The 20,491-nt window shown below is 69.1% G+C and carries 18 protein-coding genes and 1 pseudogene; 16 read left to right on the top strand and 3 right to left on the bottom strand.

All coding sequences use genetic code 11. The features are described from left to right. Positions 1–209: 209 nt before the first annotated feature. A complete protein-coding gene (locus FDZ84_RS35655; protein ID WP_246868664.1) occupies positions 210–1,112 on the top strand; it encodes a hypothetical protein in 903 nt (300 codons plus the stop codon). 32 nt (positions 1,113–1,144) lie between these two features. Here FDZ84_RS35655 and FDZ84_RS35650 read toward each other — a convergent pair whose 3' ends face one another. After that, positions 1,145–1,591, bottom strand: a complete 447-nt coding sequence (locus tag FDZ84_RS35650; protein ID WP_168584146.1) for a hypothetical protein — start codon at positions 1,589–1,591, stop codon at positions 1,145–1,147. Here FDZ84_RS35650 and FDZ84_RS35645 point away from each other — a divergent pair. After that, positions 1,524–2,236: pseudogene (locus FDZ84_RS35645) on the top strand (aldehyde dehydrogenase family protein); the annotation flags it as partial. The gene FDZ84_RS35650 and the pseudogene FDZ84_RS35645 overlap by 68 nt on opposite strands. A 140-nt stretch (positions 2,237–2,376) precedes the next feature. Further along, positions 2,377–3,732, top strand: a complete 1,356-nt coding sequence (locus FDZ84_RS35640) for a PrsW family intramembrane metalloprotease (RefSeq protein ID WP_168589420.1) — start codon at positions 2,377–2,379, stop codon at positions 3,730–3,732. Positions 3,733–3,735: 3 nt separating this feature from the next. Here FDZ84_RS35640 and FDZ84_RS35635 read toward each other — a convergent pair whose 3' ends face one another. Next, complete coding sequence (locus FDZ84_RS35635) at positions 3,736–3,906, bottom strand: hypothetical protein (protein ID WP_210435328.1); 171 nt, start codon at positions 3,904–3,906, stop codon at positions 3,736–3,738. 132 nt (positions 3,907–4,038) lie between these two features. Here FDZ84_RS35635 and FDZ84_RS35630 point away from each other — a divergent pair, with 132 nt between their 5' ends. Then, a complete protein-coding gene (locus tag FDZ84_RS35630; RefSeq protein ID WP_246868663.1) occupies positions 4,039–4,284 on the top strand; it encodes a hypothetical protein in 246 nt (81 codons plus the stop codon). Positions 4,285–5,065: 781 nt separating this feature from the next. On the opposite strand, the gene FDZ84_RS35625 is transcribed toward FDZ84_RS35630, so the two are convergent. Next, positions 5,066–5,722, bottom strand: a complete 657-nt coding sequence (locus tag FDZ84_RS35625; protein WP_168589418.1) for a 3,4-dihydroxy-2-butanone-4-phosphate synthase — start codon at positions 5,720–5,722, stop codon at positions 5,066–5,068. Positions 5,723–5,968: 246 nt separating this feature from the next. On the opposite strand from FDZ84_RS35625, the gene FDZ84_RS41395 reads away from it, so the two are divergent. The 12 genes from FDZ84_RS41395 (at position 5,969) to FDZ84_RS35570 (ending at position 20,449) form a co-directional block, all read left to right on the top strand. Beyond that, positions 5,969–6,046, top strand: a complete 78-nt coding sequence (locus FDZ84_RS41395; RefSeq protein ID WP_371812942.1) for a putative leader peptide — start codon at positions 5,969–5,971, stop codon at positions 6,044–6,046. A gap of 635 nt (positions 6,047–6,681) precedes the next feature. Next, a complete protein-coding gene (locus FDZ84_RS35620; protein ID WP_168589417.1) occupies positions 6,682–8,394 on the top strand; it encodes an ABC transporter substrate-binding protein in 1,713 nt (570 codons plus the stop codon). 57 nt (positions 8,395–8,451) lie between these two features. Beyond that, positions 8,452–9,429 carry an ABC transporter permease gene (locus FDZ84_RS35615; RefSeq protein ID WP_168589416.1) on the top strand — a complete coding sequence of 326 codons (978 nt, stop codon included), beginning with the start codon at positions 8,452–8,454 and terminating at the stop codon, positions 9,427–9,429. Then, a complete protein-coding gene (locus FDZ84_RS35610; protein ID WP_168589415.1) occupies positions 9,426–10,307 on the top strand; it encodes an ABC transporter permease in 882 nt (293 codons plus the stop codon). Before FDZ84_RS35615 ends, FDZ84_RS35610 begins: the two co-directional genes overlap by 4 nt. Next, on the top strand, positions 10,307–11,995 hold the full coding sequence (locus tag FDZ84_RS35605) for an ABC transporter ATP-binding protein (protein WP_168589414.1): 1,689 nt from the start codon (positions 10,307–10,309) through the stop codon (positions 11,993–11,995). Before FDZ84_RS35610 ends, FDZ84_RS35605 begins: the two co-directional genes overlap by 1 nt. A 351-nt stretch (positions 11,996–12,346) precedes the next feature. Further along, positions 12,347–13,612, top strand: a complete 1,266-nt coding sequence (locus FDZ84_RS35600) for an LLM class flavin-dependent oxidoreductase (RefSeq protein ID WP_168589413.1) — start codon at positions 12,347–12,349, stop codon at positions 13,610–13,612. Continuing rightward, positions 13,609–14,583 (top strand): LLM class flavin-dependent oxidoreductase, encoded by a 975-nt coding sequence (locus FDZ84_RS35595; RefSeq protein ID WP_168589412.1) that lies wholly within the window; start codon positions 13,609–13,611, stop codon positions 14,581–14,583. Before FDZ84_RS35600 ends, FDZ84_RS35595 begins: the two co-directional genes overlap by 4 nt. Beyond that, complete coding sequence (locus FDZ84_RS35590; protein ID WP_210435327.1) at positions 14,580–15,830, top strand: acyl-CoA dehydrogenase family protein; 1,251 nt, start codon at positions 14,580–14,582, stop codon at positions 15,828–15,830. Before FDZ84_RS35595 ends, FDZ84_RS35590 begins: the two co-directional genes overlap by 4 nt. Before the next feature lie 31 nt (positions 15,831–15,861). Next, positions 15,862–16,902 carry an aldo/keto reductase gene (locus tag FDZ84_RS35585; protein ID WP_168589411.1) on the top strand — a complete coding sequence of 347 codons (1,041 nt, stop codon included), beginning with the start codon at positions 15,862–15,864 and terminating at the stop codon, positions 16,900–16,902. Positions 16,903–16,927: 25 nt separating this feature from the next. Continuing rightward, positions 16,928–17,959, top strand: coding sequence for an aldo/keto reductase (locus tag FDZ84_RS35580; protein WP_168589410.1), 1,032 nt, complete (start codon positions 16,928–16,930; stop codon positions 17,957–17,959). A gap of 1 nt (position 17,960) precedes the next feature. Further along, positions 17,961–19,112 (top strand): LLM class flavin-dependent oxidoreductase, encoded by a 1,152-nt coding sequence (locus FDZ84_RS35575; protein WP_168589409.1) that lies wholly within the window; start codon positions 17,961–17,963, stop codon positions 19,110–19,112. After that, positions 19,109–20,449 carry an NtaA/DmoA family FMN-dependent monooxygenase gene (locus tag FDZ84_RS35570; protein ID WP_168589408.1) on the top strand — a complete coding sequence of 447 codons (1,341 nt, stop codon included), beginning with the start codon at positions 19,109–19,111 and terminating at the stop codon, positions 20,447–20,449. Before FDZ84_RS35575 ends, FDZ84_RS35570 begins: the two co-directional genes overlap by 4 nt. The last annotated feature ends 42 nt before the right edge of the window (positions 20,450–20,491 follow it).

Below are 20,491 nucleotides of genomic sequence, written 5' to 3'. Positions count from 1 at the left end.
TCGGGGCGCCGGATCCTGAGGCGGCGCGGATGCGTCAGAATGTTGCCGTCGAGGATGCCCGGATCGTGCGTAATTCCAAGCCTTGTGGCCCCTAAAAGGCTCACGAGTGTATCCGTGCGGGCAGCTCGCTTCTCTTTAATGGTGTGCCTCTACTCATTCGAGAATCGGACCAGGCGGATTGGGAGCTGCTGAACCGAAGCCAGCACGCCGTGTTCGCCCGCAAGCAGTTGCGGAAGTTCGGGATCAGCGACGACGTGGTGCGGGCTAACGTCAAGGCCGGGAGGTGGCAACGCGTCCACCGCGGAGTTGTCGCCTTGTTCAGCGGTCCGCTCCCACGATCGGCCCGGATTGCCGCCGCCCTCCTGTACGGTGAACTCCCGGCCGCGCTCAGCCACCGCACCGCTGCGCAGGAATGGGGGTGGTGGCCGGTCGATGACGGCCCTATCCACATCACCGTTCCGTACGGGACTTCAGCTCTGCCGCAGGCAGGCGTGGTCGTGCACCGCAGTCGCGCTTTCAAGAAAATCGTCGTTTCCCACGACCCGCCGCGGACGTCGCGTGCGGATACCGTCATCGACCTGGCCACCGCCGAACCCGATGAGGCGTCGGCAGAGCGGACATTGCTGTCGGTCGCCTCCGCGAACCGTGTTGGCGCGGACGAACTCCGCACCCGGTTGGCGGCAAGACCTGCTTACCGCCACCGGATCGCTCTTGATCGCGCAGTCCGCCTGCTCGGCGAAGGGCTCACGTCGATGCTGGAAACCCGTTACTTCCTCGACGTCGAGCGCGCACACGGGATTCCGCGCGCGCGTCGTCAGGTGCCCGTCAACGCATTCGGCCGGAAACTCCTGGAGGACTGCAGCTACGAGGCGACCGGGGTCCCGCTGATCGTCCGGTTGGACGGGCGGACTTACCACAGCGATGCCGAAACGGCGTTCCGGGACCGCAGGCGGGACAACTTCGCCGAGCTCAGCGGAACGGCCCGGCTGGTGTACGGCTGGCAGGACGTCGCCCGCACCCCGTGCGCAGTGGCGCGCGAGGTCATGGTCGTGCTTCGCAGGGAGGGGTGGCAAGGACCGACGATGAGGTGCCGGAAGTGCCTGGGTCCGTGAGTGGTTTTGGGTGCTGTAGCGCCTAAAACCACTCACGGGACCAAGCCAGCAGCGCGACGTGCAACGACACCAGCGAGGCGGTGGAATTCGCGGCTGCCGTCGTCGATGTGCAGCGCCGCCTCGGCGACCTGCGCGGCCTCGGTCAGCGTCCGGCGCGCCCCGGAGATCATGCCGACGGTGCTGCCGACCGCGATCACCACCGGCAGCGAATGCGCGTCCGCGGACCGGCGGACGTCCGCGGCCAAGCGGATCAGCACCGCGTCGTTGGTCGTTTCGAGTACCACCAGCGCTTGCACCGTGACGTCGTCGACGACCCCCACCAGCACCGGCAACCTCGCCTTGCGGGCGGCGAGCGCCGTCGCCTCGGCCAGATCCCGTAGCGCCTGCTGGGCCAAGCGGGTCGCGTTCGCCGCCGATCTCGACCTGGCCGCCGACGCCGCGGTGTCCGCCGGGTTCGGCTCGGCGGGGGAGCGGTGCATGGCCATCTCCGCGGTCCTCGCCGTCGACCCGGTCGGCGACGAGCTCGTCGCCAAGATCGCCGAGCGGATGGCAAGCTCAACGTCGGTGACGGCCGGCGCAACTGCGACATGGGCCCGCTGGTCACCGCCGCCCACCGGGACCGCGTGACGTCCTATGTGGACGCCGGGGTCGAGGCGGGCGCCGAGCTGGTGGTGGACGGGCGCGGCGTGCAGGTCGACGGCGGGGCCGACGGGTTCTGGCTCGGGCCGACGCTGTTCGACCACGTGGGCACCGGCATGTCGATCTACACCGACGAGATCTTCGGGCCGGTCCTGTCCGTGCTGCGGGTGCCCGGCTACGACGCCGCGATCGAGGTGCTCAACAACAACCCGTACGGCAACGGCACGGCGATCTTCACCGAGAACGGCGGCGCGGCGCGGCAGTACTGCGAAGAGGCCGAGGTCGGCATGGTCGGCGTGAACGTGCCGATCCCGGTGCCGGTGTCGTACTACTCCTTCGGCGGCTGGAAGGACTCGCTGTTCGGCGACGCGCACGCCTACGGCCCGGACGGCATCCAGTTCTACACCCGCACGAAGGTCGTCACCACGCGCTGGCCAGACCCCTCGCACGGCGGCGTCAACCTCGGATTCCCGCAGAACAGCTGAAAAACCTTAGCATCCCGCGCGCCGAAGCCGATCTGGACGGGTGATCGCGCAGCGCCGGGATCGCCGATAGCAGGCGCTGGATCCGGGGAAGAGCGTGGTCCTCGGGGCAGATCCGGAGGCCATCTCCTACGCTCGCGGGCATGCCCGCACTCAGTCCTCGGTCCGTCCTGGAAGGCCGCAGCTCCAACCGCGCCCCGATACCGCTGATCATCGGCCTGGTGGTGTCCGGTTTCTGCCTGCTGCTGGCGCTCGCCTTCTACCTGCTGCAGGGCGGGCCGCTGAACGTCGTGATCGGCACCGCGCTGGCGCTGCCGACCGCGGTCGTGCTCATCGCACTGATCCTGCTCATCGACCGGTTGGAGCCGGAGCCGCAGCTCAACCTGTGGCTGGCCTTCGGCTGGGGTGCCGGGGTCGCCATCATCGGCGCGCTGATCGTGAACACCGGCAGCGGGCTCCTGATGGCCCCGGCGCTGGGTGCCGAGGTCGCCTCGGTGATCACGGTGTCGGTCGTGGCCCCGGTGGTCGAGGAGAGCTTCAAGGGCGCGCTGCTGCTGTACTTGCTGTGGGTGCGGCGGCACGAGATCGACGGGCCGACCGACGGCATCGTGTACGCCGGGATGTGCGGGCTGGGCTTCGCGCTCGTCGAGAATGTCCTCTACTACATGCAGGGATTGGGCGCGGAGACCGGGGAGATCTGGGGGACGGTGCTGATCCGCGGCGTGATCGCGCCGCTCGGGCATCCGCTTTACACCGCGATGACCGGGCTCGGTGTCGCCTACGCCGCGACGCACCGCGGCCCTGGCCGGTTCTTCGCGGTGGTCGGCGGTTGGTGCGGCGCGGTCTTCCTGCACGCGCTGTGGAACGGGAGCCTGACGTTCGCCGGTTTCCTGGGCATGGTGGTGGCGTACCTGGTTGATTTCCTGGTGCTGGTCGCGTTGGTCGTGGTCGTCGTGCTGGACCGCAAGCGGCTGGTGCACCTGATCCGCAAGTACCTGCCCGCCTACATCCCGAGCGGCTTGGTCCAGCCCAACGACGTGCAGATGCTCGGCAGCCTCTCCGGGCGGCGGAAGGCCCGGCACTGGGCGCGCGCGCAGGCGGGCGCGACTGGGGCGCGGGCGATGGGTGACTACCAGTTGGCGGCAACCGAACTGGCACTCTTGCACGCGCACGCGGAGAAGGAGACGATCCCGCCGGACAAGTTCTTCGCCAGACGGGAGGCCATCTTGGGGTTGATGCGGACTGCGCGGGACGCGTTCTTCCGGCGGATGCCGCAGGCGCCCCCGCCGCCGTGGGCGCTGCAGGAGCGGTCCGGCTTCTTCGCGCCGCCGGCGCAGCTGGCACCGGGCGAGCTGCCGACCTACCAGCCGCGTCCGCCGGGCTTCGGCGGCCCGCCGCCGGGCGGGTTCCCGCCTGGCGGGCACCGTCCGCCGGGGCGTCCGCCGCAGCCGCCGGGCCCGAACGGCCCACGGCCCGGCGGGCCGTGGGGACCTCGCTGAGCGTCAGCTGGCGCGGATCCGCGGCCACAGCGCGTGCCACGGCCGCTTCGGGTTCTGGTAGAGCGCGATCGTGTTGCCCTGGACCAAGTTCGCCAGGCCGGTCTCGATCTCACCGAGCTCGCGCGACCGTCCGAAGTGGTCGGCCAGCGGGTGATCGTTGCCGATGTACAGCACGGTGCCGGCGTCGTCCGGTGGTGCGCCGAAGAACCAGTAGGACCGGGGTGCGGGCGAACGGCGGGTGCTTGATTAGGTCGCTGCAGGGCTGAACGCCGTGCAGGAGCCGCCGGATTGGGTTACAACGGGCGCATGGCGGAAAACTCGAACGACGACTTGTCCGCCCTGAAACCGGGGCAGGTCGAGTCCAAGGACAACGGGGAGCGGTTCGGCCGCTCCGCCGGCGGATGCCTGGTGCAGCTGCGCCGCCGCGTTTCCGAGCCGGGGTTCGTCGTCACCGTGGACGCCGAAACACGGCCGGGCGTGCCGACCGAGTTGATCACTCACGAGTGGGGCGCGGCCAACGCCGCGTTCGACCGGTTCATGCACGAATACTGACGCATCCGTCCACAAACGACATCTGGGTTCGAGCGCAAGGCTTCCTGCCGCCCGCAGGCGCGATGACTCGCGCTGGGCGTTGCGGCCAAACCGGAGTTGGATTCAATATACGTTCCACCCCCGCGACGACCAGCTGCCGGTTCGCGGCGCAGGTGCATTTATCGTTATGGAATATGCTTTCCTGGCACGGGGGAAGCAATCCGCCTTTAGGTTTTCTTCTCCTGCCGCATGCCTCCCCTGATGGTGGACAATGGCCCCGATTTGGTGAACCAAAGGTGCTTTATCGAGCAGAATGCGGCGACGGGCGTCTACTCTTCCATTTGTCCCCGGACTGTCTACTTGAGAGGGATTCAGAATGATGCGACGGCGTGTGATTACTGCTGTGATGATCGCAGGAATGATCTCGGTGGCGCTCGCAGGAACCAGTACGGCCGAAGGGGCGACGGGAGTTGGCACGCGGGCCGGTTCCTGTTCGTCGGGACGGGTTGTGAGTGGAAATCAAGAGGGATCAGGTTCCAATTGTTTTCGTGCCGAATATCCAGGGGAAAGATTTCGCGCGGTGGCGTTTTGCGCGAGTCGGCGCGGCCCGTACACGGTATTTGGACCAGATAGGCTGGTAGGCAGCGGACAAAGTTCCATTGCTTGGTGTGCCCCGGGGGACCGAGTTACGGGAGGCGATACGCAGGATCGCCGGTAGCTTCAAGTGCCGAGAATTTTGGGAGCCCCGATCAATGCGATCGGGGCTCCGTCACGTACACGGTCAGTAACACGGCTGGTCGTCTTACCTGGCGGACCGGCGAGCAGCTGCTATCTCGAGCACCGATACGGCGGCGATGTGCTCGCTCGCCGCGAATCCGCGCAGTTCGTCGTCGGTGGCCATCCGGGTCGGGTCCGCTGGGCTGACCAGGTGGGCGAACACTGCGACCGGTGGCATCCCGGCGAGTCCGACCAGGTCGAAGGCCGATTCGGCGAGTCCGGCGTTGCCGAGCACACCGGCATCGCCGACGGCCACCGGCACCACGTGGCCCGGCCGGGTGAAGTCCGCAGGGCCCGCGTCGGGGTCGGCGAGCACGCGAGCGGTCCTGGCTCGGTCCGAGGCGGAAATGCCGGTGCTCACGCCCGTGCTGGCATCCACGGTGACGCACACCGTCGCGCCGTGGTGCTCCTGCAGCCGGGGAGACATGGGCGGCAGCACGAGCGCATCGCAGCGCTCGCGTGGCAGCGCCACGCACAGGAAGCCCGATGAATGGCGGACCGCCAAGGCCGTCAGCTCGACGTCCGCGCGCGAAGCGGCGAACACGAGGCCGCCGTCACCGGACGTGCAGCCGTGGACGATCGCCGGCCGGCCTGCCGCGATCTCTTCCAGTGCCAGGCCGATCGACCTGAGCTCGCCCGGTCGGCGATCGAGAACCGCTGCGCGTTTCCGCTGGTCGTCCATTTTCTCCCCTTGGAAAGACGGATCCGGGCCGATTCAGTTCCACTATCCACATCGGACCAGTGAAGCGGCCCGCGACGTCACACGCCGGGTAGCGTGGCCGATCCGGTCTTCCAAGCATCGCTGCCCGAGATCTCGAACGTCAACGTCTGCCAGCTGCCGTCCCAGTACCTGAAATCCTCGCGCCTCCGGCGGTGACATGCTGCATCGCGCTTGACATCGCGTCGGCCGCCTCCATAGCGTTGCCGTGTGCTCCGACCGCTGCTGACCAATCGCCGCCACGTGGATCTGCTGCGAATTGGTTCGGCGGCGTGTTCGGCCTCCTGATCATCCGAGCCCGAAACACCGCTGCCGATACGGCACGGCTTCGACGTCAGCCGCTTCCGCACGGACCGTCGCTGTTTCCCGGTCTGGAGGCCGGTCACACACTCCGACTCGGAGACTCCGTTGCGCGGTAGCCGGATTCCGGACGTCACCGACCGACGACTGGATCCCCCTGCCAGGAGGCAACCGTGACCACGACCGCCACCACCGGACGGCGGCGTTCTTCGGCAAGGGCATCAACATTGCTTCGTCCTAGCTGGCCGCCTCCTTGTGTTTCGGTTGTGTTTTCCGTGGGATCTTGCCTCGTGGGATGCGTTGGCTGGCCCTGTTTCGCGACATATAGTCCCCTCGTGAGTGATTCACTCCTATGGTCCAGGCGAGAGGTCGACCTCGTGTTCTTCGCCAGCGCTCGGTGTCAGGGCTGATCGACAGCCGTACCGTTCGCGCCTGAGTGCCGGCAGCGAACCTGCGCAATCCTCTGGGTTTCAGAGCCCTTCAAATCTGTGAGAGCGCTGTGCGCGCTCTTCCGCCCAACGGCAGAGAAATCCGCCCGCGGTGGCAGGACCATGCCTGCCGACCACGACGGATGTCACCAGCTCGTGCCGTCGTCCGCTGCCTTTCCAGCACGGGAGAAGTCCATGTCCGACCTTCACAGTTCCATCGAGAGCGCGACCTCCGCGCGCAAGAAATGGCGGTTGCCGGCGATCGCGTTCGCTATCCTGCTGATCGCCGGAATCGCTTTCGCCGCAACCAGGGGCGGCAGCGCCGATCCGGGCGCGGCCGACGGCGCGCCCGTCCGCGGTGGCACGCTGCAGTTCGCGCTGATCGACTACCAGCGCAGCCCCGATCCGCAGTGGGGCACCAACTACGCCGAGTCGCTGATCGGCAACAACATCACCGACAAGCTGACCTGGCAGGACCCCAAGACCGGTGAGATCACGCCGTGGCTGGCCCAGTCGTGGGAGTACAACAAGGACCTGACCGAGTTCACCTTCCACCTGCGTCGGGACGTGACGTTCAGCGACGGGTCGCCGTTCAACGCCGAGGCCGTCAAAGCCAACTTCGACCAGTACGTGCACGGCGACCCGAGCCTGGGGATCCTGCCCAACGGCGCCACCCTGCTGTCCGGCTACCTCGAAACCAGGGTGGTGGACCAGTACACCGCCGTGGTCCGTTTCGAGAAGCCGCTCGCGAGCTTCCTCCAGGCGTCTTCGTTCACGGCCAATGCGCAACCGGGCTTCCTGTCGCCCTCGACGTTGAAGCTCAGCGCGGAGCAGCGGACGGACCCGAAGAAGGTGATCGGTACCGGCCCGTTCGTATACGAGTCGTGGGAGCCGCAGGCCAAAACCGTCTTGGTCAAGCGAAACGGCTACGACTGGGCTCCGCCCGCGCTGCGCCACCAGGGCGAGGCGTACCTGGACAGGATCGTGTTCAACACGATCCCGGAGGCCAGCGTCCGCACCGGTTCTTTGGTGTCCGGGACGATCGACGCGACCCTCGACGTCGGCACGACCGACGAGAAGCCCTTATCCGCACAAGGTTTCGAGATACTCCACCGCGGCGTGTCCGGCACGGCGATCCGGTTCGACTTCAACAGCTCGCTGTTTCCGACCAACGACATCGCGGTCCGCAAGGCGATCCAGCTCGGCTGGGACCGGCAGACGATCCAGAAGACCATCCTGACCGACTCCTACTCGGTTGCGAACTCGATCCTAGAACCGTCGGTGCCCGGACACGTCGACTACAGCGGCTCGGTGCTGAAGTACGACCCGGAGCAGGCCGCGCGGATCCTCGACGAGGCCGGCTGGGCGACCGGCCCCGACGGGATCCGAGTCAAGGACGGGAAGAAACTGGTGGTCAAGCTGCTGGGCATCAACAACCTGGTGGTGAACAAGCCGGCTTACGAGTCGATCCAGCAGGACCTGCGCAAGATCGGTATCGATCTGCAACTCACCGTCGTGCCGATCCCCGACTACACCGCCCAGCAGGCCAAGGCGAAGACCGACTGGAACGTCGTCGCCGCCAACCGCTCCCGCAACGATCCGGCGGTCCTCAACCTGCAGTACGGGCCGCAGAACGGCAACGGCGCGTACGTCACGAAGGACTCCACCGGGGTCGACGCGAACGAGGTCACGCAGGTGCTGGGCAGGCTCGAAACGACCCTCGACCCGGCCGCGCGCACCCAGTACGCCAAGGAGGCGCAGGACCTCCTGCTCGACAAGTACGCGCTGGTGAACCCGGTCTACAACCCCTCGCAGGTGATCGCCCAGGCGCCGTACGTGCACGGCATCGTCTTCGACGCCCAGTCCCGCAACCACTTCGTGGACACCTGGAAGAGCGACGGGAAGTGATCGTCCGCCGGGAGCCCGGGCTCCCGGCGGGCCACGCCTCCTGCGAAAGGAAGAGTCGTGCTGCGTTACGTTGCGCTGAAGGCCGGCCGGGCCGCGTTCGTGGTCTGGGCGGCGTTCACCCTGACCTTCGTCCTCTTGTTCGTGCTGCCGGCCAACCCGGTCGATCTCCTCTTCGACCCGACCGAGCTCAACTCCGTGCCGCCGGAGGTGCGCGCGCAGGTCGCGGACAGCTACGGCTTCAACGAGCCGGTCCTCCTGCAATATCTCGGCCGGCTCGGACACGCGCTGCGGGGCGACTTCGGAACCTCCGTGCAGTCGGGCCAGGCGGTCAGCGCGGTGGTCCTCGACGTGCTCCCGCACACCCTGGTGCTCGCCGTCGGGGCGCTGCTGCTCGCGCTGGTCATCGCGTTCGCCATCGCGCTCGTCGCGACTTCGACCCGGCACCGGTGGTTGCGCAACCTGGTCGAGTCGCTGCCGACGGCCTCGGTGTCGGTGCCGGTCTTCCTCTCCGGCATCCTGCTGCTGCAGATCTTCTCCTTCAAGCTCGGCTGGTTCCCCTCGTTCGGGGATCGAGGCTGGCGGAGCCTGGTGCTGCCGCTGATCACGCTGGCGATCCCGGTCTCCGGTCCCATCGCGCAACTCCTCGTGCGTTGCTTCGCCGCCGAGTTCCGCTCGGGATACGTCACGACGAGCTGGGCGAAGGGCGCCACCCGCAGCCGGGTCATCGTCGGTGACGTCTTCCGCAACGCCAGCCTGCCCGCGCTGACCATCGCCGCCGTCACCTTCGGCAACCTCGTCGCGGGATCGGTCATCACCGAGACGGTCTTCGCCCGCAAGGGACTCGGCCGAATGACGCAGACGGCGATCAACACGCTCGATCTCCCGCTGGTGCAGGGAATCGTCGTCTTCGTCGCCGTCACCTTCGCGCTGATCAACCTGGTCGTGGACCTGATCTACCCGCTGCTGGATCCGCGGCTGCGCGCCACCTTCGCCGTGCCCACCGGCCCGTCCGGCGGCCTGAGGAGGACCAGTTGACCGTCGAATTCGACGCCCTGACCGTGCCCAGCGGCAGCCGGGGGGCCGACATCGCTCGCAGCGCGCTCGACCGGCTCGGTGGGATCGCCCGCAAGCCGGGACTGCTGCTCGCCTGGATCATACTGCTGGTCGCGGTCGGCTGGGCGCTGCTCCCCGGAGCGTTCACCGCCCACAGCCCCTACATCGGCGATCCCGGCGCCAGCTTCGCGCCGCCGAGCGCGGAACACTGGTTCGGGACCGACCGACTGGGCCGGGACCTCTTCGCGCGCAGCGTCTTCGGCGCGGGGACCACGCTGGCCGCCACGTTGTTCGCCGTGCTCATCGGGTTCGGTGCCGGCACCGCTGTGGGACTGGCCGCCGGGTTCGCCGGCGGCGTGACCGACACCGCGATCATGCGCGTGGTCGACGTCTTCCTCGCGATCCCGAACCTGTTGCTGGCCATGGTCATCGTCTCCGTGCTGGGTTACTCCACCAACAACATCGCCCTCGCGGTGGGTATCTCGTCCGTCGCCTCCTTCGCGCGGGTCATGCGAGCCGAGGTGATCACCGTCGTCTCCCGGGATTACGTGCGCGCGGCGTACGGGCTCGGTGTCGGCCGGCTCGGCGTGGTGCTCCGGCACATCGTGCCGAATTCGCTGAGCTCGGTGCTCGCGCTGGCGGCACTGGAGATCGGCACCTCGATCCTCGCCGTGGCAGGTCTCGGTTTCCTCGGCTACGGCGCGCCGCCGCCGACGCCGGAATGGGGACTCCTGGTCGCCGAGGGACGTGACTTCATAGCGGTCTACCCGTGGATATCGCTCCTGCCGGGAGCGGCACTGGCGGTGGTCGTGCTCGCCACCCACCGGATCAGCACCTCGTTTAGAAAGGACCACGACTGATGGCCGACACTGCCACCGCTTCCGTAGCGACCGCCGCTACGGCGGAGGATGACCGGGCGCTGCTGCGGATCACCGATCTGGCGATCGACTACCGCACCGGGCACCGCAGGTGGACCAGGGCGGTCCGCGGGGTCGGCCTGCAGGTGGCGCCGGGCGAGTTCGTGTCGCTGGTGGGGGAGTCCGGATCGGGCAAGACCACCGTGGTCCAGGGCGCGCTCGGCCTGCTGCCGAGCTCCGCGCGGATCCGGTCCGGTTCCATCGTCTATTCCGGCGTCGACGTCACCGGCTGGAACGATCAGCGGATGGCACTGGTGCGGGGCAACCACGTGGGCTTCATCCCGCAGGACCCCAACACCTCGCTCAACCCGGTCAAGAAGATCGGGCAGCAGGTGATCGAGGCGGTCCGGTTCAACGAGCGCGCGGCGAAGAACGCGTCGCAGCATGAGGAGGCCGCGTTGGAGAGCCTGCGCACCGCGGGCCTCAACGACGCCGAGCGGGTGTTCCAGCAATACCCCCACGAGCTCAGCGGCGGCATGAAGCAGCGCGCGCTCATCGCGATCGCGCTGGCCGGCAAGCCGAAGATCATCGTGGCCGACGAACCCACCAGCGCGCTCGACGTCACCGTCCAGAAGGTCATCCTCGACCACCTGCTGCGGCTGCGCGAGGAACTCGGCATCGGCGTTCTCCTGGTCACCCACGACCTCGGCGTCGCGCTGGACCGTTCCGACCGGATTCTGGTCATGCGGCAAGGCGAAATCGTGGAAGACGGCCCGGTGCACCAGGTCCTGGAGAACGCGACCGACGACTACACGCGGCGGTTGCTCGACGCGGCCCCCGCGCGCCACCTCGGTCGTCTCGAACCGGCATCGGGCGCCCGGCTGGTTCCCGCCGCAGCGCCGACGGTGCTGGAAGCACGCGAGCTGACCAAGACCTACCGCCTGCGGGGCCGGGGCGAGCTGAGTGCGCTGGACTCGGCAAACCTGTTGGTGCGCAAGGCAACGACGCACGCGATCGTGGGGGAGTCCGGGGCCGGCAAGTCGACGCTGGCGAGCATCCTGGCCGCCTTCACCGCGGCGGACAGCGGCACGGTGCGCGTCGGCGATCGCGTGCTGGGCGGCCTGCGCCGCGGGCAGCTGCGGGAGATCCGCCGGGACCTGCAGTTCGTGTTCCAGAACCCGTTCACCTCGCTCGACCCGCGGTTCACGGTGAGCAGGATCATCGCGGAGCCGCTGCGCGCATTCGGACTGGCGACGCGCAAGCAGGAGCGGACGGCCCGGGTGGTCGGGCTGCTGGAGGCGGTGGCGCTGGACGCGAGCTACCTGCACCGGCTCCCGAGCCAGCTCTCCGGAGGCCAGCGGCAGCGCGTCGCGATCGCGCGGGCACTCGCGCTCACGCCGAAGGTCCTCGTCCTGGACGAGGCGGTAAGCGCGCTCGACGTCTCGGCCCAGGCGCAGATCCTGCAGCTGCTGGTCGACCTGCAGGCCGAGTACGGGCTCAGCTACGTGTTCGTGACCCACGACCTCGGCGTCGTACGCCTGATCGCGCACGACGTCACGGTGCTGAAAGACGGTGTCGTGCTGGAAACCGGCCCGGTGGAGCAGGTGTTCCGTTCGCCGCGGCACGAGTACACCCGGGATCTGCTGGCGGCGATCCCGGGCGCCCGGCTCGCCCCCGCCGGCGTTCCCTAAAGGGTCCGAATTAAGGCTCTTCTGCTGCTTCCGTGGGTGTCAGGTTCGTCGAGGCGGCGAAGCCTCGTGGACGGCGCAATTTCGCGAGAAATTGGCGTTCACCCGGGTGACGGTCAATTTCTCGCGAAATCGCCACCTAGCAGGCGTGGCGGTGGGCGATTTCGCGCGAAATCGGGCTCTTCTGCGGCGTGGGACTCAGCCTGCACCGCCGCGGGTTCTCAGACGGCGCCTGGCGAGGACAGCCCCTGGACATACATAAGGAGGGGCTCCCACCGTCCGGGCGGCGTCTGAGGTCCCGCTACCGGCACCGCTAAGCAAGCCGTTCTGAAACCACTCCTAAGGAGGAAAAGCGTGTCACGTCAACTGCACATCAACGTCAACATCCTCAACGCGGGAGTCTTCGGCGGGTCATGGCGATTCCCGAACACCGACGGCACCGCGAGCTACCGGATCGAGCACTACACCTCGATCGCGAAGAAGGCCGAGGAAGCCAAACTCGACGCGGTCTTCCTGGCGGACAGTCCGTTGCTCGACCCGAGCATCAAGCACCGCACCGGCAACAACCTGGAGCCCACCACGGTTCTGGCGCGCATCGCAGCCCAGACCGAGCGGATCGGTCTGATCGGGACGCTGTCGTCGTCGTACAACGACCCGGCCGAACTGGCGCGCCGGCTCGGCGACCTCGACCACGTCAGCGGCGGCCGCTTCGGCTGGAACGTGGTGACCACGGCGGGATCGGTGGCGGCGCGCAACTTCGGCCGCACCAGCGAGCCCGAGCACGCTTCGCGCTACCGCCGCGCCGCCGAGTTCACCGAGCGAGTCATCGCAGACTGGACGGGGAGGACCCAATTCGGTTCCCCGCAAGGCCGGCCGGTCGTCGTCCAGGCCGGTGGTTCCAGCGACGGGCGGCGGCTGGCCTCCCGCGTCGCCGAGGTGATCTTCTCCGCCGATCAGGACCTCGACCACGCCCGGGCGTTCCGCACCGAGATCCGCAACGGTGCAGCCGAGTTCGGGCGCAGTCCCGAGGAAATCGTGGTGTTGCCGGGGCTTTCCACCGTCGTGGGCAGCACCGAGACGGAGGCCAAGGCCCGGCGGGAGCTGTTGGACGACATCCTCCCCGACGCCTACGCCCGGAACCGGTTGGCCGGCCAGCTCGGGATCTCCCTCGACGGGCTGCGCGACGACGAACCGATCCCGGCCGAGCTGCTCGTCCACCCCGACGAGGCCGGTGGTTCGCAGAGCTTCTACCGCGTCGTCAAGGAAATCATCGACAGGGAACGACCGACGCTCGGCCGGCTGTTGAAGAAGCTCTCCGGCGGCGGTGGCCACCGGATCGTCGTGGGGACGCCGGAGCAGATCGCCGACGACGTCGAAACGTGGTTCCGCGCCGGTGCGGCCGACGGCTTCAACGTGATGCCCGACGTGCTGCCATCGGGCTTCGACGACTTCGCCGATCACGTGATTCCCGAGCTGCAGAAGCGAGGCCTGTTCCGGACCGAATACGACGGGACGACCCTGCGCGAGCACCTCGGGCTCGGTCTTCCCGCAGTGCCCGCCGCGGCGCACGAGCGCCATCTGCTCGACCCGTACCAGGAAGGACAGGTGATCTCCGCATGAGCAAGGCGATCCAGCTCACCCTCGCGGTCGGCGAGGCGACCGGCCGGCCGGTCGACGGCGCGTCGCCGGTCTCGCTCGCCGAAGCCGCCGCCATCGCAGCGGTGGCCGCAGAAGTCGGGGTCGCAGCGATCCGGCTCGTCGACGGCGGAGCGGGCCGCACGCTCGACCCGACCGTCGTAGGCGCCTACCTCGCCGGCATCCACGGCGGCGTCGGTTTCGTCGCCGAGGTCCCGACGACCCACAACGCGCCCTACAACGCCGCGCGCCGGGTGCTCTCCCTGGACCGGGCCGCCGGTGGCCGAACCGGTGTCGCCCTGCGCGCGGGCGGCGGCGACGAGGTGAGCGAGGCAACCGTTGCGGCCCTCAGCGCGACCGATCCCGCCCAGCGCTGGGCGGAGTACGCCTTGGTGCTGACCCGGCTGTGGGAGTCCTTCCCGCGCGTGGCGCTGATCGGTGACCAGGAGTCGGGCCTCGTCGCCGACGACGCGCTCATCGAACCGATCAACCACGAAGCCGCCTTCTACCGCGTCGCAGGCCCCCTGGACGGCCCCTCGTCGGCGCAAGGACGCCCCGTTCTCGTGGCAGATCTCGGGGCCCTCGACCCGACCGCGGTGGCGCGATCCGCGGATGTCGTCGTGGCCGACCGTGAGCGTGCCGCCGGTGCCGACGTCGCGCTCACGGTGGCGTTGCGGCGAGCCGGCCGTTCCCGGGAGGACGTCGCGCTGCTCGGCCGCGTCGAGGTCGCCGCGGACGACCCGGCTGCCGCCGCAGCCGTCGGCCATGAGCTCCGTGCCTGGGCCGACCTGCACCGGCTGGACGGTTTCGAACTGGTACCCGCCGGTGGCGCCGAGGACGTGGTGACCGTGCTGCGGGGGTTGGTCCCGCAGCTCGCGGACGCCGCTGCCGACTCGTCCCCACCGACCTTGCGGGCCGCGTTCGGCCTGCGCGAGGTCGCGGAGGCGCTGAGGTGAGTGCCGAACTGGTCGACACAGAACCCGCCACTGCGACCGAGCCCCGTGCTGGGCGGCTTCCCACCCCCAGCCGGTTCACAGTCGAAGGCATCCGCACCGCCGTTTCCCCGATCCTGCAGCGCATCGGAGCCTGCGCCGGCGTGCGGGAACGAGCCCGCGAGTACGCCTTCGAAGACGTCCGGGCACTGGCCGAGCAGCGGATCACCTTGGTCGGCATCGCGGCGGAGGACGGCGGTGCCGGCGGCTCGCTGCGGGACGTCACCGACCTGGTGATGGCCATCGCCAGGGCCGACTCCAACGTGGCGCAGGCGTTGCGAAACAGCTACCTCGTCGCCAACCGGGTGGCGACCCGGCGCGATCTGCCGAACCGGGCGGTGACGCTGCAGCGGCTGCGCAACGGCGACCTCTTCGCCGGCACCGCCAACGAGCGCACCGGCGGGGCCAGCGGAACGGTCAACACCACCATCCGGCGCGCCGGCGACGGGTACGTCATCAACGGGGAGAAGTACTACTCGACCGGTGGGCTCTACGCCTCGTGGTTCTCGGGCTCGGCCCACGACGAGAACGGGACCGTGCTGGGCTTCACGGTGCCGGTGGATCGCGAGGGCGTGCAGCGGCTCGACGACTTCGACGCCGTCGGCCAGCGGCTCACCGCGAGCGGCACCACGCGGCTGGTGAACGTGCGAGTCGACGCGGACGAAGTCGAGGTCCGCGACAACACCCGGTTCGACAACCCATGGCTGGGATCCTTCGCCCAGCTCTACCTGGCGGCCGTGGAAGCGGGCATCGCCGCCGCTGCGCTGGACGACGCCATCTGGTTCGCCCGCAAGAAAGCGCGACCGATCAAGCACAGCACAGCCGACAAGAGCGTCGAGGACCCGTACGTGCGCGAGACCGTGGGCGAGATCGCCGCCCGGGCACAGGCAGCCCGCGCGGCGGTGCTGTTCGCCGCCGACGCACTGGCGGGCGTGCACGACCTCACCGGCCCGCAGGCGCGAGCCGCGGGCGCGGCGGCCGCGGTCACCGTGGCGCAGACCGGCGTAATCGCCGTCGAGTCCGCGCTGCGCGCCGCCGAGCTGCTCTTCGACGTCGGCGGAGGCTCGATCACCAACCGCGACCTCGGATTCGACCGGCACTGGCGCAACGCCCGCACGGTCGCCAACCACAACCCCCGGCAGTGGAAAGCCGCAGTGGCCGGCGCGTACCACCTGATCGGCGAGGAGCCGCCGACAACCGGGCTGTTCTGAGCCACCCGATAAACCGACCCAAAGGAACCCGATGACCATCGAAATCAACCGCGCACTCGGCCGCACCGGCGTCCTCGTCACACCGCTGACGCTCGGCACCATGAACTTCGGCCGCTGGCAGGAGGAAAGCGAGAGCACCAGGATCATCCGGGCCGCCCTGGATGCCGGGATCACGGCCGTCGACACCGCCGACGTCTACGCCCAGGGCAAGTCCGAGGAGATCGTGGGCAAGGCGATCAAGGGCCGCCGCGACGACGTCTTCCTGGCCACCAAGTTCCACGGCCAGATCGGCGACAACCCCCAGCACGCGGGCAACTCCCGACGCTGGATCCTCCGCGCGGTGGAGGACAGCCTGCACCGGCTCGGCACCGACCACATCGACCTCTACCAGGCGCACCGGCCGGATCCGCACACCGACCTGCTGGAGACGCTGCAGACCCTCAACGACCTGATCAAGCAGGGCAAGATCCGTTATTACGGCACGTCGGTGTTCCCGGCGCACCAGCTCGTCGAGGCGCACTGGCTGGCCGAGAAGCACGGGCTCATCGCCCCGCACACCGAGCAACTGCCGTACTCCCCGCTCATTCGCAGCGCCGAGCGCGAGGTCTTCCCCGTCGTGCGCAAGTACGGCGTCGGCGTGCTCAGCTACGGTCCGCTCGCCGCCGGCTGGCTTTCCGGGAAGTACCGCGTCGGCGGAGAGCAGCCGGAATCCGCGCGCGCCGACCTCGTCCCCGGCCGGTTCGACATCAGCCTCGAGCGAAACCAGCGCAAGCTGGCCGCCGCCGACGCCCTGGCCCGGCTGGCTGAGGACAACGGCCTGGCACTGGTCGAGCTGGCCGTTTCGTTCGCGCTCAACCACCCGGCGGTCAGCAGCGTGATCATCGGCCCGCGCACGCTGGAGCACCTGGAGGCGTACCTCAAAGCCGCCACCGTCGAACTCGGTGCGGACGTCCTCGACCGCATCGACGAGATCGTCGACCCCGGCACGCACTTCGTCGAGCGGGACACCGGCCACGACACCCCAACGCTGCAGCCGACGGCGCTCCGCCGCGACCGCACGAGCAACCGCTGACCGGCAACAAGAAAGGAATCCAGCCATGAGCTACGGCGTTTTCGAGAAGACTTACGCGGCGGCCGAAGACCGCTACGACAAGATCGAGTACCGGCGTGCCGGCGACTCCGGCCTTGACCTGCCCGCGTTCTCCTTCGGCCTGTGGCAGAAGTTCGGCACCGACTACCCCTACGAGACCCAGCGCGAAATCGTGCTGCACGCCTTCGACCTGGGCATCACGCACTTCGACAACGCCGACCGGTACGGCCCGCCGCACCGCGCCGCGCAGCAGCTGTTCGGGAGGGTGCTGGGCAAGGACCTGGCCCCGTACCGGGACGAGCTGATCCTGTCCACGAAGGCCGGCAACCCGATCGGCCCCGGTCCTTACCAGAAGGGCGGCTCGCGCAAGTCACTGCTGGCCTCGCTCGACCACAGCCTGCGCGATCTGGGCACCGACTACGTCGACATCTTCTACAGCCACCGCGCGGACCCGACCACGCCGCTGGAGGAGACCGTCGGTGCGCTCGTCAGCGCGGTGCAGCAAGGCAAGGCGCTCTACGCCGGCATCTCCAACTACCCGCCCGGGCGGGCGCACGAGGCGGCCGACCTGCTGCGCCGGTCGGGAGTTCCGCTGCTGGTCCACCAGCCCCGGTACTCGATCTTCGACCGCAGCCCGGAGCACAACGGGCTGCTCAAGCTGGCCGCCGAGGAAGGGTTCGGCCTGGTCGTCTACTCGCCGTTGGCGCAGGGACTGCTGACGGACAAGTACCTCGAGGGCATTCCGGCGGGTGCGCGCGCGGAGAACAGCACGTTCCTCTCACCTGACGTCATCGACGGCACCTATCGGCAGCGGGCCAACGCCCTCAACCAGATCGCCGAGCAGCGCGGCCAGTCCCTGGCGCAGCTGGCGCTGCAGTGGGTGCTGCGGCAGCCGCAGGTGACTTCGGCGCTGATCGGGGCCAGCTCGGTGCGGCAGCTGGACCACAACGTCAAGGCGCTCGAATTCCCGCCGCTGACGGAGGAAGAACTGGCGCTGATCGACGAGCACGGTGTGCACGGTACCGGGCTGAGGCTCTGAGATGACCGACCTCGTTGAGACGATCGGGGCCGGTGTCGAGGACGGCCGCCCCTTCCGCCTGGGCTTCCTCCTGCACCTCGACGGTGATCAGCCGCCGGCCCGGGCGTACCGGGAAGCGATCGAGCTGTTCGCGGTCGCGGAGGAACTGGGCTACGACTCGGGATGGGTCATCCAGCGGCACTTCCGGCAGGGCAACGAGCACGTATCCGCGCCGCTGATCTTGCTCACCGCGATCGCCGAGCACACCAGCCGGATCGCGCTGGGCACCGGCGTGCTGGTGCTCCCGCTGGAGGATCCCCTCAAGGTCGCCGAAGACGCGGCGACGCTCGATGAGCTCAGCGGCGGCCGACTCGAGCTGGGTGTCGGGTCGGGACCCTTCCCGGGTGCCTGGGAGGCGTTCGGGAAGGACTTGGCCGACAGGCACCGGCTCTTCGACGAATCGGTGGCACGGCTGCACGAGGTGCTGGCGGGTGCGGCGCTCAACAGCCTCGGCGAGGTGCTCCACCCGCCCGCGGCCGGCGTACGGCGACGGTTGTGGCAGGCCCCCACCAGCGACCCGCAACGGGCCGGTGCCGGGGCGGCCGCCGCCGCAGTCGCCGGCGACGGGCTGCAGCTCTCCCGCGCGACCGGCTGGCGCGGCACGACCGTTCGCGAAGCGCAGCACCAGCAGGCGCGGTGGATCGCGGACTACCGCGCGGCCTGGCGTGAGCCCGACCGGCGGGCCCGGGTGCAGGTCTCCCGGGCCGTTTACCCGCACCCGGACCGCGAAGCGGCGGTGCGGCTGGTCACGCCCGGCGTTCGCCGGTGGCAGAGTTGGCTTTCCGCTCGGCGCGACGTCGCCGGCCTCGACGTCGAGGAGTACTTGACGGGCGACCGCGCGCTGCTTGGTCCGCCGGAGGCACTGGCCGCCGAGCTGGCCGCCGATCCCGCGTTGCGCGAAATCACCGACCTGCTGGTGAGTTTCGTCCCCGGGGTGCCCGATTTCGACGAACACGTCCGCCTGCTCACCTCCGGCGCGCGGGAACTCGCGCCCCTGCTCGGCTGGCGACCCGCACCGCTGTCCCCGGCGCAACCGGCCGGCCGCCCTCTCGTGGGAACCGGCCACCGCACCGGGCGATCAGACCGAGCCACCACGTCGAGAGGGACACCATGAAGGGATTCCACCTCAACCTGTCGGTGATGACCCCCGGCCACTTCCGCCACGCCTGGCGGTTGCCGCACGCAGACCCGCTGTCCTACCTGGACATCGACTACTTCCAGCGGCTGGCGCGGATCGCCGAGGACGCGAAGATCGACGCGGTCTTCCTGGGGGACGCCCCGGCGCTGCACGACGAGATCGAGGAGGCACCGGGCACGGGGCTCGACCCGTTCGTCCTCCTGGGAAACCTGGCGGCGATCACCACGAACCTCGGCGTGGTCATCACCAGCTCCACGACCTACAACTCGCCGTACGACCTGGCCCGCAGGTTGCAAGACCTCGATCACGTCACCAAGGGGCGAGCGGCGGTCAACGTGGTCACCACCGGAACGCCCGCCGCAGCCGCGAACTTCGGCCTGACCGAGCACCCCGACAAGCGGACTCGTTACCGCCGGGCAAACGAGTTCCTCGAAGTCATGACCCGGCTGTGGGACGGCTGGGAACCTGACGCGATCATCGGGGACAAGAACAGCGGTCGCTACGCCGACCCCTCGCGCATCCACCGGATCGACCACGAGGGCGAGTTCTTCTCCGTGGCCGGGCCTCTTCCGGTCAAGGCGGGCCCGCAGGGCAGGCCAGTCGTCGTTCAGGCAGGCGGTTCCGAAGGTGGGCTCGCGCTGGCCGGCCGCTTCGCCGATGTCGTGTTCACAGTGGCGCAAACCCGTGCGAAGGCGGTCGCTTTCCGCGACGACATCCGCCAGCGCGCGGCGGCGGCCGGCCGGCACCCCGACGACGTGAAGACCTCCCTCGGAGTGGTGGTTCTCGTCGCGGCAACCGAGCAGGAAGCCCGACGCCGGGAGCAGCAGCTCTACGCGACACTGCCGATCGAGCGGCTGACCGCTGCGCTACTCCGGAACCTCGGCCTGCCGCACGGCGAATTCGGTCCGGACGACCCGATAGCCGCCGACGATCTCACCGGCACCGTACCGGGCGGGGCGTTCTCCGCAGGCTTCAGCTCCTCCACCCGGGCCCTGATCGCGGAGGGGCCCCGCACTCCCCGCGAGCTCATCCAGCGCGGTGCCGGCGGTGCGGGACATCGGCTGCTGGTGGGCTCCGCGCGCCAGGTCGCCGACGACCTGCAGTCGTGGTTCGAGGCGGGCGCGGCGGATGGCTTCACGGTCATGCCGGCGGAAACCGTCGTCGACCTGGAGAACTTCGCCAACCTGGTGGTGCCGATCCTGCAGGAGCGCGGCCTGTTCCAGGACGCCTACGGCCACCGCACCCTCCGCGGGCGTCTCGGGCTGCCGTTGCCGAGCCGACCATTGCCGACAGCGCTCAAGGCCCTGGCGTGATGTCCGTGCTGCGCATCGCTTTCCAGGGCGAGCCCCACGCAA

The sequence above is a fragment of the Saccharopolyspora sp. ASAGF58 genome (assembly GCF_012277335.1).
In the GTDB taxonomy this organism is placed as follows: domain Bacteria; phylum Actinomycetota; class Actinomycetes; order Mycobacteriales; family Pseudonocardiaceae; genus Saccharopolyspora; species Saccharopolyspora hattusasensis.
The sequence above is the reverse complement of the archived record's forward strand: the minus strand, read 5'-3'. Positions and strand labels throughout refer to the sequence as shown.